At 70.3% G+C, this 15849-nt stretch carries 11 protein-coding genes; 9 read left to right on the top strand and 2 right to left on the bottom strand.

From position 1 onward, the window contains the following. The first annotated feature begins 142 nt into the window (after positions 1-142). From P2Q00_RS39750 to P2Q00_RS39740, 3 genes are all read left to right on the top strand, one after another. Positions 143-574, top strand: coding sequence for a hypothetical protein (locus tag P2Q00_RS39750; protein ID WP_275779273.1), 432 nt, complete (start codon positions 143-145; stop codon positions 572-574). 106 nt (positions 575-680) lie between these two features. Continuing rightward, positions 681-1826 carry an acyltransferase family protein gene (locus P2Q00_RS39745; RefSeq protein ID WP_275779271.1) on the top strand — a complete coding sequence of 382 codons (1146 nt, stop codon included), beginning with the start codon at positions 681-683 and terminating at the stop codon, positions 1824-1826. A 263-nt stretch (positions 1827-2089) separates the two neighbouring features. Beyond that, positions 2090-3262 (top strand): N(5)-(carboxyethyl)ornithine synthase, encoded by a 1173-nt coding sequence (locus P2Q00_RS39740; protein WP_275779269.1) that lies wholly within the window; start codon positions 2090-2092, stop codon positions 3260-3262. A 127-nt stretch (positions 3263-3389) separates the two neighbouring features. Here P2Q00_RS39740 and P2Q00_RS39735 read toward each other — a convergent pair whose 3' ends face one another. Both P2Q00_RS39735 and P2Q00_RS39730 read right to left on the bottom strand, forming a co-directional pair. Then, positions 3390-5369, bottom strand: a complete 1980-nt coding sequence (locus P2Q00_RS39735; protein ID WP_275779267.1) for a YncE family protein — start codon at positions 5367-5369, stop codon at positions 3390-3392. 187 nt (positions 5370-5556) lie between these two features. Then, positions 5557-5961 (bottom strand): luciferase domain-containing protein, encoded by a 405-nt coding sequence (locus P2Q00_RS39730; protein ID WP_275779266.1) that lies wholly within the window; start codon positions 5959-5961, stop codon positions 5557-5559. Positions 5962-6257: 296 nt separating this feature from the next. Here P2Q00_RS39730 and pstC point away from each other — a divergent pair, with 296 nt between their 5' ends. From pstC to P2Q00_RS39700, 6 genes are all read left to right on the top strand, one after another. After that, positions 6258-7229, top strand: a complete 972-nt coding sequence (gene pstC / locus P2Q00_RS39725; protein ID WP_275779265.1) for a phosphate ABC transporter permease subunit PstC — start codon at positions 6258-6260, stop codon at positions 7227-7229. 1 nt (position 7230) lies between these two features. After that, the gene (gene pstA, locus P2Q00_RS39720) at positions 7231-8451 is read left to right on the top strand and encodes a phosphate ABC transporter permease PstA (RefSeq protein ID WP_275779264.1); all 1221 of its coding nucleotides are present in this window, start codon (positions 7231-7233) and stop codon (positions 8449-8451) included. Next, a complete protein-coding gene (locus P2Q00_RS39715; protein WP_275779263.1) occupies positions 8451-10121 on the top strand; it encodes a substrate-binding domain-containing protein in 1671 nt (556 codons plus the stop codon). Before pstA ends, P2Q00_RS39715 begins: the two co-directional genes overlap by 1 nt. Next, positions 10118-12724, top strand: coding sequence for a hypothetical protein (locus P2Q00_RS39710; RefSeq protein ID WP_275779262.1), 2607 nt, complete (start codon positions 10118-10120; stop codon positions 12722-12724). Before P2Q00_RS39715 ends, P2Q00_RS39710 begins: the two co-directional genes overlap by 4 nt. A 116-nt stretch (positions 12725-12840) precedes the next feature. Further along, positions 12841-14835, top strand: a complete 1995-nt coding sequence (locus tag P2Q00_RS39705; RefSeq protein WP_275779260.1) for an Ig-like domain repeat protein — start codon at positions 12841-12843, stop codon at positions 14833-14835. A gap of 69 nt (positions 14836-14904) precedes the next feature. Beyond that, the gene (locus tag P2Q00_RS39700; RefSeq protein WP_275779258.1) at positions 14905-15795 is read left to right on the top strand and encodes a sortase; all 891 of its coding nucleotides are present in this window, start codon (positions 14905-14907) and stop codon (positions 15793-15795) included. Positions 15796-15849: the final 54 nt, after the last annotated feature.

The raw sequence follows: 15849 nt of genomic DNA, 5'->3' as shown, positions 1-15849 counted from the left end.
CGGTGGGGCAAGAGGGCCTCTCTGGTCGCCGGTGCAGATGTCGCAATCCACACCAGGCCAGAAGGCCCTCACTCAATTCAAGATCCCTCAGCCGAGACCTGTGTCACCAACCTCCGTGGACAGAACAGCTAGGGTGATCGCCATGCGATGGGGGGATCGTCCGGTATGGGTCCGGTGTGTGGCGGGGGCGTACGTCATCGGCTTCCTGGAAGGAATGGGAGCGCACGCGTACTTCCTGGCGACGGGCGGGCTGCATGCCTACAGCTACGCGCCGATGCCCATCCAGCTGATATTCCACGCACTGTTGCTGTTGGATCCGCTCGTCGCCCTGCTGATCATCCGGGCCCGCCCGGACAGCACACTGCTCGCTGCCGCGGTCATGCTCACGGACCTGGCCGCCAACTGGGACGTCACATGGAATGCCGTCCTGGCGCATCCGATGGCTTATCTACGTCCCGTCGGGCTGCTGCCCATCACCGTCTTCGCCATCTTCGTCATGCTCACCGCACTTCCACTGCGCCGAGGACTCCGTCCTGCCCGCCCCTTGAACCTCCTTGCTGCAGGCGACGTATGAGTCACTGTGGGTGGTGATGTGCCACTCGGACCACGAGAGGCAGGGCCGAGCAATTTTATTGACGTCGAGTCGCACCGACAGCAACGGTCCCGAGGCGGCCGTCCTGGTGCAGCAGGCGGACAGGACTGCTGAAGCGAACGGCGCCAGTCACCTGCAGGGCCTTGACGGGCTCCGCGGCCTGGCTGCGCTGTACGTCGTCCTCTTTCACTGCTGGCTGCTGACCTTCCCAGGTTTTCCCGAGAACTCGGGCCCCTCCTGGCTGGGCTGGCTGATGTACGGACGCCTCGCCGTCGTCTTCTTCCTCGTGCTGTCCGGTTTCTCGCTGGCCATCTCTCCGGCACGCAAGGGCTGGCAGCAGGGCAGCGTTTCGCGGTTCCTACGGCGGCGGGCCTGGCGCATCCTTCCGCCGTACTGGGCGGCACTCGCACTGAGCCTGCTGGTCGCATTCTTCCTGGTGCCGGCCTCGCATCATGGGCCGCCGAACGGCAGAACAATTCTCGTGTACGGCCTCGTACTCCAGGATGTTTTCACCGCCCCCACGCCAAATGGTGCGTTCTGGTCGATCGCAGTGGAGGCGGAGCTCTATCTGCTCTTCCCGGTCCTGCTCTACGTCCGACGGCGGTGGGGGGCGGTGATCCTCGTCGCGGGCGTGGCCCTGCTCGCGGTCGCACGCGGCCTGTTGGCGCAGAACGCCTCCCCGGTCGAGGGCAACAACTGGCTGGCCCCGAATCTCGCCCCCGTATTCGTCGCCGGCCTGGTCGGCGCGGGCATCCTTGTCGCCCGGGAGAAGATCCGTCGCCTGCCGTGGCATTGGCTCGCCGCCCTGGCCGTCATACCGGTCCTGTCGGTCATTGCCGTCAAGGGTTCGGCCTGGACGGTGCACCACTACTTCTGGGTGGATCTCGCCATCGCGCCCGCCATGACGATGTTCATCGCGGCGGTCGCCACCGGGCGCCCCGTATTTCTGACCCGGCTCCTGGCCACACGCCCCATGCGCAGCCTCGGCAACTTCTCGTACAGCCTCTACCTCATTCACCTGCCGATCATCATGGTCGTCGTACGGAAAATCGCCCCGCATTACGTATCGGCCGGACTGCCCAGATTCTGTTTCACGTTGGTGCTGGGACTGCCCGCTTCGGTCCTGGCGGCATGGCTGTTCGCCGAAATCTTCGAGCTGCCCTTCAAGCGGAACCGGTCCTGGAAGTCGATGCTCTCGGCAGGACGTGCACGTGAGTCTGTAGACAGTCCGTGACTGGCTTGGCGGTCAAGCGGTGAGGCCATGCTCCTCGTGCGCCGCCTCGCAGGACCAGCCCGCTGACAGGTCTTTCAGACGTCCTCCAGACCTGGACCTGTGGATCCTTCGAGCTCAAACGAGCGGCGGGCGCTGAGCGGCCGGCACCGGAGTACGGTGGCGGTACCGAGCGCACCTCGCACGCCGTCATCCATTTCGGCGTCGCCCTCGGGGAACGGCAAGGCCGGAGCACATCGCGTCCGGTCGGAAATGAGCCGCCCCACATGAGCCTGTTGAGTCTCGGAGTGCTTGCCTCCTCTCACAAGGAGAACGAGTTCCGGCTGCCCCTGCACCCCAGCCACCTCGAACGGATCGCCCCGGAGCTGCGCGAGAGGATCTTCCTCGAACAGGGCTACGGCCGACGGTTCGGCGTCGCCGACGACGCGCTGCGCCCCCTCGTGGCCGGCCTGCGCTCGCGCGAGCGACTCCTCGCCGAGTGCGACGTCGTGCTGCTGCCCAAACCGATGCACGACGACATCGCCGCGCTGCACGAGGGCCAGGTGCTGTGGGGATGGCCGCACTGCGTGCAGGACGAGAAGATGACCCAGATCGGCATCGACCGACGGCTGACCCTGATCGCCTGGGAAGCCATGAACCACTGGACCTCCACGGGCGCCTTCAGCGTCCATGTGTTCCACAAGAACAACGAGCTCGCCGGCTACTGCTCGGTGCTGCACGCCCTGCAGCTCGGCGGGCTGACCGGCAGCTACGGGCGCCGCCTGCGGGCGGTGGTCATCAGCTTCGGCGCCACGGCGCGCGGAGCGGTCACGGGCCTGGGCGCCATGGGGGTCACCGACGTCACCGTGCTCACCCAACGCGCCGCGGCAGCGGTGGCGTCACCGATGCCCTCGGTCGTGATGGGCCACTTCGAGGAGCGGGAGGACGATCCCTCGCGCCTGCGGGCAGTCACCGCGGCCGGTTCCGAGCCGCTGGCGGAGTACCTGGCCGGGTTCGACATCATCGTCAACTGCGTCCTGCAGGACACCGACGCGCCGCTCATGTTCGTCACCGCCGAGGAACTCGCCCTCTTCCGGCCGGGAACCTTCTTGATCGACGTCGCCTGCGACGAGGGCATGGGCTTCGCATGGGCCCACCCGACCACCTTCGGCGAGCCCATGCCCTCGGTGGGATCGGGCTGCCACTACTACGCGGTGGATCACAGCCCGTCCCACCTGTGGAACTCCGCCACCTGGGAAATCAGCGAGGCGCTCCTTCCCTACCTGCGCAAGGTCATGAGCGGCCCCGCGGCATGGGACACCGACGTCACGATCAGAAAAGCCATCGAGATCCGCGACGGCGTCGTCCAGAACCCGAAGATCCTTTCCTTCCAGCACCGGTCAGCCGCCTACCCCCACGTTCCCGAAGTCCCGGCGACTCCGCTGAGCTCAGAGGTCTAGTACACGGACGGATGGTTTCGGGAGCGACTCCTGGCCCGGCGACGGGCCGATACTCCGGTTCGCGCCGTCCGCCTGGAGCGCGTTCCAGGCGGACGTATGCGCTGACGAGGCGTACTGAGACGGGCGGCTAGTTGGAGAAGTAGATGTACTTCCAGTCGCTGTACGTCGTCGAGTTGACCGTGTCACCCGACGAACCGTTGATGTACGCCGCCCGAACCCGGGCCTTGATCCCGGACTCGCCCGCGGCGCCCAGGCTCACTGCCGACTTGCCGTTGGTGGCGAGGGCGAAGTACGCGGGGCTGCCGTCGACCTCGTACCACTTGCCGGCGTAGTAGACCTCCAGCTCCAGGCTCTGCTTGCGGCCCGGGTAGTAGGTCATGGTCGTGGTGACGACCGGCGACGTGTTCTTGTGGAACCAGTAGTAGGTGTGGCCGCCGATCGCGGCCTTCTTGTAGTTCTTGGTGACGGCGGTGGAGACCTTCACCTTGGCGTAGGCCGTGACCTTGACCGTCTTCGGCTTGTAGCGGGCGTCGCCCTTGAAGACCGCCGTGACGTCGGTGTCGCGGGTCATGTCGACCGTCGCGGAGATGTTGCCGCCGGCGTTGACCGTGCCGGTCCTGATCAGCTTGTTGGGCTTGTCGCCGCCGAAGGGGTTGGCCCAGATCTCGACCGTGCGGTTCTTGTACGTCGTGCCGAGGTGCGCGGTGAACTTCACGTCGGCGCCGTACGAGTACAGCTTGCCGTTGTTGTTCAGGGTCAGGGCCGTCGAGGCCCGGGAGACCTCCACCGCGCCCGAGCCGGAGGCCGCCGTGTGGGTCGCGTCGCCCGCGAAGGACACCTTGTAGGTGACCTTGCCGCCGGCCGGCGGGGTGTCCGTGAAGGAGAAGCTGCCGTCCGCCTTGGTCTTGACGGCGGGCAGGGGCTTGCCGTTCGGCGAGTCGAGGTCCGTGCGGGTCACGGAGAGGCTCGTGCCGGCCGGGGGCGTCGTCTTCGTCGAGGTGAGCTTGCCGGTGACGGTGAGCTTCTTGGCCCGCTCGGCCGTCGCGGGGGCCGACACCTTGAGGGTGGGCAGTTCCTTGGTGGGGTCGGTCAGCGCGCGCAGGGTGAAGACGGCGTCGTCGTTCATGGAGACGGCGAACACCCGGCTGCTGTCCGGGGCCCAGGCCAGCGCGCCGTCGACGAGGGTGTCGCCGCCGCTGCTGTTGTCGGTGTTGGGGAAGTCGAACTCCCGCACCGGCTTGGGGTCGCCGGGCCGGAAGATGTGGACGTCGGGCCAGTAGGAGGAGGAGCTGCCGCCCGCGACGGAGCCGTCCGGCGCGATCCGTACGGCGTTCGGGTACGGGTCGGTCGGGTAGTTCGGCTGCTGGGTGAGGTCGGTGGCCGAGTAGGCGCCGACGCCGTAGCCGCCGCCCTCGGCCCAGGAGGTGAGGACCTGCTTGCCGTCGGGCGTCAGGTCGATCTGCTTGGCGAAGGAGTCCCTGGAGCCCTTGGTCCGCAGGGTGGCCCCGTCGGCCGTGACGTCGTACACGGCGAGTCTGCCGCCGTCGCCTGCCACCAGGACTCCCGGCACGGACGGGTCGGACGCGAGGACGGTCCCGGAGCCGGTGAACCCGGCGTCGCCGCGCTGGTCGAGGTGGGTCACGGGCTCGGCGCCGGAGATGTCGAGCGAGCCGAAGTCGTCGCCGTAGGAGAACCAGATCCGGCCGTCCACGACCTCCAGGTCGCTCGGAGCGACGTCGTTGCCCAGCGGGTAGCTCGTGGTCGGCGTGGCCGTCTGCGTGTCGATCGCGACGATCCGGTCGTCGTTCTTGACCGCCGCGTACAGCCAGTTGGAGTCCGCCGACAGCGCCAGGCCGGTCACCCCGGGCTCGTTGGCGAGGGTCGTCCTGACGGTGCCCGAGTAGTCGGTGACGACGATGTTGCCGCTGGTCGGATCGGAGACGTAGACCAGCTGGTGGACGCCGTCCACGACCATGTCGCCGACCGACTTCACCGGCAGGATCCTGGCGGAGTCGGCCGAGGCCGGTCCCGCCGCGCCGACGGCGAGCGCCGCCGAGCCGAAGAGGACCGCGAGTGCCGTCGCGGTCGAGATGCTGCGCCTGCGCACAGTACTGATACCCCCACGAGAAAACCCGGCCTGTGACCGGGTGTGTCCGAAAGCGCCGCGCGTCACCCGGACACGACCGCTCGATCGCGGTGCCGTACGGGGCGCGGCTGCTGTCAGCAGCGTATGTCATGCCTGTGACAGTTGAGGAGTGAATATGGTGCGTGCGGAGGTTCCGTGAACGAGCGGATCAACCCTCGCCGTGCTCGTCCCGCGGCAGCACCGTCACCCGGTGGAAGTTGCACACGGCCGCCGGCAGGCGATCGGCGTGCGGCGGCCCGCCCTGGTGGGCGTGGGCCTTGAGGGCCACGCTGACCAGGCTGAGCAGCAGGTCGACATCGGCGTCGCAGTCGAGATGGACGGTGACCCAGCGCGAGCCCGGCACCAGGCGGATGGCGGTCGACTCCGCGAAGTCGTAGTGCAGGCGCTGGATCGCGCGGGCGGTGAGATGGAGGTCCACGTCCCGTTCGGAGTGGAAGTGCACTATCTCGTCACGGGCGGAACGCAGCGCCCGGCCCGTGCCGCAGCCGGCCTCGCACGGAGTGAGGTCGGGCCAGGCGGCCAGCTGGTTCATGGCTCTCTGGGCCGGTGTCATGTGCCCATAGTGCGGTGCTCACCGCGCGGACACCAGAGATTGAGGGATCCGTAACTCGCGGGAGATGTAGCGGGATACATGCGAACGGGCGTTCTACACAGCTGTCCCACTGAAATGACATGAGTCATTCATGCATCAGTCATATCTCAAGCCTCGCACCGACAGGATCCGGCCATTGACTCTCCCCGCGCGGCACCGGAGGGGGGCCGTCGGGGGCGAATCGTTTCCTTTGGGGGGCGCACGTGCTGTCCGTTCAGGCGGACTCCGGCAGACCGGAGTCCGACAGACCCCGACCCGTGCCCCGCCGGCCGCAGACGGCCCGCGGGTTCGGGGACCGGGTCTTCCGGTACCAGTTGACGGCCACCGGGGTCGTCGTCCTCGGCATCATGGCGGCCGTCGGACTGTTCCTTCTGCTGAGGGCGGGTCAGGCGCTGCGCGCCCGGGGCTTCGCCTTCCTCACCACCGCCGAGTGGCAGCCGGACGTCCACAACTTCGGCATCGCGGCCGTGCTCACCGGCACCCTGCTGGTCGCCGCCGTCGCGGTGACGATCTCGGTGCCGCTGGCCGTCGGGACCGCACTGTTCATCTCCGACGTGGCGCCGCGCGGGCTGCGCCGCACCCTCGTCACGATGGTCGACCTGATGGCCGCCGTCCCGTCGGTGGTGTACGGGCTGTGGGGGCTGTTCTTCCTCCAGCAGCACGTCATCGGGCTGTCGCGGTGGCTGTCGGACTGGTTCGGCTGGATCCCGCTGTTCAAGGTGGACGGCACCCAGCCGGGCCAGCCGCTGGCCTCCGACAGCGTGTACACGGCGTCCACCTTCGTCGCCGGACTCGTCGTCGCGCTGATGGTCGCGCCGATCCAGTGCTCGGTGATGCGCGAGGTGTTCGCGCAGGCGCCGGCCGGCGAGCGCGAGGGCGCATACGCGCTGGGCGCCACCCGCTGGGGGATGATCCGCGCGGTCGTCCTGCCGTACGGCACGGGCGGCATCATCGGCGGCACGATGCTCGGGCTCGGGCGGGCGATGGGCGAGACCATCGCCGTCTACCTGATCATCTCGCCGGTCTTCGTCATCCAGCCGCACATCCTGCAGACCGGCTCGAACTCGGTCTCCTCGCTCATCGCCCTGCACTACGGCGACGCCTCCGACTTCGGTATGTCGGCGCTGATGGCGGCGGGCCTGGCGCTGTTCCTGCTCACCCTGGCGGTCAACTTCACCGCCTCCTCCGTCGTGGCTCGCTCCCGGTCCGGCGCACAGAGCGAGGGATGAGATGACCGTCGTAGAAGAGATCACGGCCGCTCCAGAAGTGGCCGCTCCCGCCGAACTCCCCGACCAGCCGCGCCGCATCGGTGGTCCCACCCGCTCCGGTGTGCTGTCGCTCTTCGGGGCGGCGGCCTCCGGGCTGTGCACGGCGGTGCTGCTGTTCGGTGAACTGGCGCCGTTCTCGGGTGTGTTGGGCTTCTGGGTCACGGCGTACGTCGCCTTCCTCGCGGTCTACGCCGTGCTGACCGGTCTGGAGGAGGACGGTCAGGCCGTACGGGACCGGGTGATGACGGTCGTGCTGTGGACGGCGGCCGGGCTGCTGTTCTCCGCGCTCGCCCTGGTCGTCGGCTTCACGGCCTGGCGCGGGCGGGAGGCGCTGCCGCACGGCAACTTCTTCACCCAGGACATGCAGGCGGCGGGCCCGCTGGACCCGCTGACCCACGGCGGGATCGCGCACGCGATGCTCGGCACGCTGATCATGATCGCGATCGCGCTGGCGATCACGGTCCCGCTGGGGCTGGCCTGCGCGGTCTATCTGAACCAGATCCCCGGCCGGTTCTCGCGGTTCGTGCGGACGATCGTCGAGGCGATGACCGCGCTGCCGTCGATCGTCGCCGGTCTGATGGTGTACGCGACCTGGATCCTCGGGCTCGGCATGCAGAAGTCGGGTCTTGCGGCCGGGTTCGCGATCAGCGTGATGATGCTGCCGATCGTCATCCGGGCGGCGGACGTGGTGCTGCGGCTGGTCCCGGGCAACCTGACCGAGGCGGCGGAGGCGCTGGGCGCTCCGCGCTGGCGGACCGTCTGGCACGTGGTCCTGCCCACCGCCCGCTCCGGGCTGGCCACCGCCGTCATCCTCGGCACCGCGCGCGGCATCGGCGAGACCTCGCCCGTGCTGCTCACCGCCGGGTTCACGGCCGCGCTCAACGCCGACCCCACGAACGGCCCGATGGTGTCGCTGCCGCTCGCCGTCTTCAACTTCGTCAAGTCGCCGGAGCCGACGATGATCGCGCGCGGCTTCGGTGCGGCGGCGGTGCTGATGGCCCTGGTCCTGGTGCTGTTCGCCATCGCCCGCGTCATCGGCGGCCGCGGCCCGGGCCACCAGACCCGCCGCCAGGCCCGGCGCACGGCGCGCGCCTCGCGCCGGGACGCGGCCCGCTTCGAGGAACTGCACGCCCCCACGCTGTCGCTGCTCGCCCCTGAACCCGTCACCGGAGAGAACGACTGATGTCCAGCCACCTCATACGTCCGCCTCTGCTGCGGGCGCTCGGGATCCTCGGCGCGCTGATCGCCCTGCTCAGCGGAGTGCAGGTCACTCCAGCCGCCGCCGACAGCTACACCCCCGTCGCCGGCGCCGGCTCCACCTGGGCCGAGAACGCCGTCGACGAGTGGCGCCGGGCCGTCAACCAGTACGGCATGCGCATCTCCTACGCCGGCATGGGCTCCTCCGACGGCCGCCGTCAATTCCTCAGCGGCACCGTCGACTTCGCGGTGTCGGACATCCCGTTCCAGACCCACCCGACCGACGGCAGCGCCGCCGAGCGGCCGGGGGCGGGGTCGTACGCCTACATGCCGATCGTGGCGGGCGGCACCGTCTTCATGTACCACCTGACCGTCAACGGGAAGCGGGTCACCAACCTGCGGCTGTCCGGGGACGTCGTCACCAAGATCTTCACGGGGGTCGTGAAGACCTGGGACGACCCGGTCATCAAGGCCGACAACCCCGGCCTCCAGCTCCCCCACCGCACCATCGTGCCCGTCGTCCGCTCCGACGGCTCCGGCTCCACCGCCCAGTTCACGATGTGGATGGCCAACCAGCACAAGGCGCTGTGGCAGGCGTACTGCGCGCGGGTCCACCGCTCGGGGGCGTGCGGGCAGACCTCGTACTACCCGCCCGTCTCCGGCATGATCGCCCAGTCCGGCGACCTGGGCGTGGCGGGCTACGTCGCCCAGAACTACGGCGAGGGCGCGATCGGCTACGTCAACTACTCCTACGCCCTCAATGCGCACTTCCCGGTCGCCAAGGTCCTCAACCACGCCGGCTACTACACCGAGCCGACCCCGCAGAACGTCGCCGTCTCGCTGCTCAAGGCGAAGATCAACACCAACAAGAGCTCCCCGGACTACCTCACCCAGCAGCTCGACGGCGTCTACAACGACAGCGACCGCCGCAACTACCCGCTGTCCAGCTACTCGTACATGATCCTGCCGCTCAAGGTGCAGGGCACCTTCACCAAGGCCAAGGGCAAGACGCTCGGCGCGTTCTCCTACTACTTCATGTGCCAGGGCCAGCAGCAGGCGCCCGAGCTCGGCTACTCGCCGCTGCCGATCAACCTGGTGAAGGCGGGCTTCGACCAGATCCGCCGGATCCCGGGCGTGCAGGCCCAGAACATCAACATCAAGAACTGCAACAACCCGACCTTCACCGCCAGCGGGCGCAACAAGCTGGCCGAGACGGCTCCTTACCCGGCGGCCTGCGACAAGCAGGGCGCCGCGCCCTGCACGACAGGCAGCGGTGGCGCCAAGTCCGGGAGCGGCGGCGGGAGTTCGGGCGGTTCCTCGGCGGGCGGGTCCTCCGGCGGTGCGGCGAGCGGCGGGAACACCGGAGGCGGTACGGCCGCGGGCGGCGGAACCGGAGGCAGCGCCCAGCCGTCCGTCGACCCCGACACCGGGCAGACCCTCTCCCCGGACGGCAGCAGCAACGGCTCCACGACCGCGGGCGGCACCGTCGCCCTCGCCCAGCCGGTCGCGATCGCCGGGCGCAGCGGCTGGACGAGCACACAGACGCTGATGGTGCTCGCCGCGTTCCTGGTCCTCGGGCTGGTCCTGCTGCCCTCGGTCGTCTCCCGGCTGATCGACGGCCACAACAACCGTTCCTCGGACGGGGGTTCGCGATGAAGCGCATACGCCGTCTGCTGCTGCGCGGCGTCGCCGGGGCGACCGTAGGCGCGCTCGCCGGGTTCGCGGTCGCCCAGTCGGCGCCGCCCGCGTCGGCGGCCGTCTCCTCCGCGGTCACCGTCCCGGGGCGCGGCGAGTTCAAGGACATGAGGTTCACGGTCGACCAGACCACCCACCTCAGCAGCCAGGCCGTCACCGTCTCCTGGAGCGGCGGCACCCCGACCACGTTCGCGGGCACGCTGTTCGACACCGACTTCGTGCAGATCATGCAGTGCTGGGGCGACGACGACGGAACGGTGCCGGGCAATCCCGGCCCGCCGCGCACCCAGTGCCAGTACGGGGCCTCCCCGACCACCGACCGGGGCAACTGGCCCGGCAACGACTACGACGACACCCGCAAGGTCTTCTACAGCGCCGACCCCACCAACTACGGCCAGGACGACCGCTACGGGGCCACCAACCCCAACGCGCCGGGCGAGGTCCCCTTCAAGCCGGTCAGCGGCGCCACCGTCACCACCAACACCCAGAACAACCCGTACTTCAACCGCAACACCACCAACGAGGTCGACTTCGCCCGCACCGGTGCCGGCGGCACCGGCAAGGAGTACTTCGAGGTGCAGACCGCCAACGAGGCCCCGCACCTCGGCTGCGGCGCCCCGGTGCGGACGAACGGAGTGACGAAGCCGCGCTCCTGCTGGCTGGTGATCGTCCCGCAGGGCCACCTCGACCTCGACGGCAAGCCGTACGCGGACCACAGCCAGGTCAACGCGGGCTCCCCGGTCTCCGCCACCAACTGGAAGAACCGAGTCGCGATCCCGCTGCACTTCAACACGGTCGGCACCAACTGCGCCCTCGGCGCGAGCGAACGGCCCACGACGGGCAGCGAGTTGGCGGCGGACGCGATGACCAGCTGGCAGGCGGCCCTGTGCCCGGCGGGCCGGGTCTACGGCTACACGGAACTCGGCGAGCCCGACGCCCGCGCCCGGCTCGGCGCCGACGGCACCTCCGGACTGGCCTTCACCACCCGCGCGTTGGGCGCCGACGAGGGGACCACGGCGCCGCCCGGCACGACCTCGTACGCACCGGTCGCGCTCTCCGGAGCCGTCATCGGCTTCACCATCGAGCGCAGACCGAAGGCGGGAGCCCCCGAGTCGGAGGCGAAGCTGGCCGGCACGAAGGTCGAGTCGGTGAACCTCACCCCGCGTCTGGTCGCCAAGCTGCTCACCGAGTCGTACGGGAACTCCACCTGGGGATCGGTGCTCCGCGGGACGGCCGCCAAGGGCTACGGCTGGGTGAAGAACAATCCCGCGGGCTTGGCGAGCGACCCCGAATTCGTCGCTCTCAACCCGGAGTTCGCGAATCTGTCGGTCGCCGAGACCCCGGCCACCGACACCGACCTGATGACGGCGCTCGGGCACAGTGACTCGGCCCGCGCGGTGTGGCAGTGGATCCTGGCCGACAAGGAGGCCCGGCAGTTCCTCTCCGGGGTCTCCGACGACTGGGGCATGCGGGTCAACCCGTACTACAGCACCAACGCCGATCTGAACCCGATCGGTGCCGCCTTCGACCCGACCCGCACGGACGACTTCCCGAAGAGCGACCCCTGGTGCACGATCCCGCCGGGCACGGGCGCCACCCAGAAGCAGTGCATGATCGACTTCCATCCGTATGTCGAGGACATGCACTCCGGCGCCCTGCACACCCGCCGGGCCGACACCCTGTGGAAGTCGACCTGGGACGCGCTGGCCAGCCCGCCCGCCTTCAAGAGCCCGGGCCCGCAGACCGTCGGCTCCCGGTTCGTCATCACGGTCACCGACGCGGCCTCCGCCGCCCGCTACGGCCTCCAGACGGCCCGGCTGCGCAACGCGGCCGGCAGGTTCGTGGCGCCGACGACCGCCGCCCTGACCGCCGCCGCGGGGAGCGCCTCCGGCAAGGGGGTCGCGGAGATCACCCCGGCCGCCGCCAAGGCGAGGGCCGCATACCCGCTGGCCCAGCTGGTCTACGCGGTCGTCCGCCCCGCCGGGCTGGACGCCGCCGCCCGCAAGGACTACGCGGCCCTGCTGCGGTACGCAGGCGGCAGCGGGCAGATCAGCGGCGCCGACCCGGGCCGGCTGCCCGTCGGGTACGCCCCGCTGCCGCGGAAGCTGCGCGAGCGGACGACCCGTGCCGCCGAGGCCCTCCTGCGGTTCAAGGGGGGTTCCTCCGGGGGCGGTTCGGGGTCTTCCGGGAGCTCGACCGGCGGGAACGGCGGTTCGGACACGGGTGGTTCGGTCGGCGCCGGATCCTCCGGGGGCACTGCGGCGGACGGGGGCGCCGGGGCCGCGAGCGCGAGCGCCACGCCGAGCAGCGCGCCCTCGTACGACGGCGGAAAGGCCGTACAGACCACCGCGACGGGAGCCACACCGGCCGACCCCGCCAACCCCCTGCGCTACGCCGTCCCCGTCGGAGCCGCCCTCGGCGCCGCGGCCGGCGCGGGCGCCCCCTTCGCGGGCGGCAGCCGACTGCGGCTGCCCCTGCGGGTGCCGTTGCCGGGCGGTCGCACGGTGACGGTCGTACCGGAGCTGTCCGAGCGACTGCGGAGGCTGCTGCCACCGCGGTCCTGACGGCCGAGTGCCTTAGGCACTCCCACAGACGGCCGCCCGCCCCGAAAGGCAGTCGGGGCGGACGGCCCGTACCACCCTGCCAGATCCACCCCTTCGCACAGTCACGGAGACTCTCGATGCGCAGAACGCGCTCTACGGCGGCGCTGGTCGCCGCCGCCGTGGTGGCCGGCGGCATGGCTCTTTCGAGCCCGGCGTACGCCGATCCCACCCCCGCGGGGACCTTCCGCCAGCTGGTCGGCGTGGGCTCCGACACCACCCAGGACGTGCTCAACGCCCTCGCCGGCGACACCGTCAACGGCAAGAGCTACGCCACGACCGCCGTGAAGTCGGCGGCCGGCGCGGGCGTCGCCTCCTACGACGCGATCGAGCCCGGCACCGGCTCCACCGCCTCGAACATCCAGACCCGCTCCGGCGGCCCGTCCTTCCTGCGCCCGAACGGCTCCGGCAAGGGCCGCCTCGCCCTGACCGACTCGCTGACCGGGGACAAGTTCCCGAACGCCGACGGTGTCGCCATCAAGGGCCAGGTCGACTTCGCGCGCTCCTCCAGCGGCCCGACCGTCTCCGGCACCGCGCTCACCTACGTCCCGTTCGCCCGCGACGCGCTCGGTGTCGCGGTCCGCGGCTCGGGCCTGGAAGGCCTGACGAAGGACCAGCTGCACGACATCTACTCCACCGCCAACCCGACGGTGAACGGCGTGGCCGTGCACCCGAAGATCCCGCAGACCGACTCCGGCACCCGCAAGTTCTTCCTCGCGGCGATCGGCCTCGACAACAGCACGATCAACAAGGACATCCCGGTCGTCCAGGAGAACCAGGGCAACGCCGCGCTCACCGAGGACGGCGACATCGTGCCGTTCTCCGTCGGCAGCTGGATCGCGCAGAACAACGGCACCGCCCCGGACTACAGCAAGGACGCGGCCGCCGCCGGCGCCCACCTGGCCACGGTGCAGCTGCCCGGCGACACCGGCGCCACCAGCCCGGTCACCACGGTCAACGGCAAGCTCGCCCCGGTCTCCGGCTACTACGAGAACTCCACCTTCGGCCGCGACGTCTACAACGTCGTCCCGACCCGGGCGATCGACCCGACGAGCATCTTCTTCGACAAGGACCTGTACGACGTCTTCGTCACCAGCGGCGCCCACGGCGCCGCCCTGGCCACCGACGACTCCGAGAAGGTCATCGCCGACTTCGGCTTCCTGAACGAGCCGTACAACGGCTCGGTCAACCTGGCCAGGCACGCCAAGCAGGGCGGTCTGGAGTCGTCGACCGTCGACACCGCCACGCCCGCCGCGCCCGCCCTGAAGGCCACGCCCGGCGACAAGAGCGTGAAGCTGAGCTGGACCGCCCCGGCCGCCACGGCTCTGCCGCTCACCGACTACCGCGTCACCCTGACCGGCTCGGACGGCGCCGTCGTCGCGGCGAAGGACCTGCCGGCGAGCACGACGTCGTACAGCTTCACCGGACTGGCCATCGGCAATTACACCGCCACGGTCACCGGCAACAACCTCAACGGCGCCGGTGCCGCGGCCACTTGGACCGGCACGGTCAAGTACAAGAGCACCACGGCCGCCACCGTCGCCACGACCCCGTACGGCAAGGTCCCGAAGGTCGCCGTCACCGTCACCGACAGCCACGGTGTCGTCCCGACCGGCAAGGTCACGGTGAAGGAGGGCGCCACGGTCCTCGGCACCGGCACCCTGGACGGCTCCGGCAAGGTCACCGTCGCCCTGTCGAACCACCTCAAGGTCGCCACGCACACGCTGACCGTCTCCTACCCGGGCACGAGCAAGCTGTACTCGTCCTCGGCGACCGCCTCCCTGAAGGTCACCAAGGCGACGCCGTCCGTCAGCACCGGCGCGCCGACCTCGGTCAGCCACACCGCGCACGCCAAGGTCACCGTGAAGGTCACCGCGACCGGCACCACGCCGGGCGGCACCGTGCGCATCTACGAGGGCACCCGTGTGATCGCCACCGGCACGCTGAGCCGCGGCACGGTGACCATCACCCTGCCCACGCTGAGCCGCGGCACGCACACTCTGCACGCCTACTACGCGGGCTCGTCGACGGTGAGCGCCAAGACCGGCGCGAACTTCACCATCAAGTCCACCTGACCCCGGTGGCCGGGGACCGTCACGGTGACGGTCCCCGGCCACCCCGACCTGCGAAGGAGGCGGGCCGCCGTGACGGTCGCCGTACCCCTCACGCTCGCGCGCGTCCGCAGCGTCACCGTCGTCCGCCACCTCGCGCGCGGCGGGCTGCTGAGCCTCGCCGCCCTGCTGCTCGGCGTCACCGTGCAGCTGCTGCTGGTCAGCGGCGCCCAGGAGCACTCCGCGCAGCACGCCGCGTTCGACGAACTGCGCAAGCAGCTCGCCCTGGGCACCGCCCCGGTGGCCCAGACCGACCAGCAGGGCGAACTGCTGGCGCCCGGTACGCCGGTCGCGCTCATCGACATCCCCAGGCTGGGGATGAGCCAGGTCGTCCTGGAGGGCACCGACTCCTCGGTCCTGACCGACGGTCCCGGGCACCGCCGGGACACCCCGATGCCCGGCCAGGCCGGCACCAGCGTGCTGATGGGCCGCGCCGCGGCCTACGGCGGCCCCTTCCGGACGCTCGGCTCGCTGGCCGAGGGCGACCGGTTCACCGTGACCACCGGCCAGGGCCGGGCGGCCTACCAGGTCCTCGACGTACGGCGGGCCGGTGATCCGGCGCCCGCCGCCGTGGCCGCCGGCAAGGGCCGCCTGGTCCTGGTCACCGCCACCGGGGCGCGCTTCATGCCGGCCGGCGTCCTGCGGGTGGACGCCGACCTGGTGTCGGCGCCGTTCCAGACCCCGTCGGCGGTCATCCGCTCCGGCACGCTCCCGGGCTCCGAGGAGCCGCTGGCCCGTCCCGGCGGAGTGCCGTGGCCCCTGGTCATGTGGCTGCAGGCGCTGCTGCTGGCCGCGGTGGCCGCCGTCTGGGCCTGGCACCGCTGGGGCCGCCACCAGACCTGGATCGTCTTCGCCCCGGTCGTCGCGGTCCTGGGCCTCCAGGTCGCCACCCGCACCACCGAACTCCTGCCCAACCTGCTGTGACCGCATCCCGTGAGGTGTCCGACGTGACCGACTCCCTGACCGCCGACACGGTCG

Origin of the sequence: Streptomyces coacervatus (genome assembly GCF_029223485.1) — a bacterium.
GTDB classification, from domain to species: Bacteria; Actinomycetota; Actinomycetes; order Streptomycetales; family Streptomycetaceae; genus Streptomyces; species Streptomyces coacervatus.
Note: the sequence above shows the minus strand (reverse complement) of the source record. Positions and strands in the feature narration are given on the sequence as shown.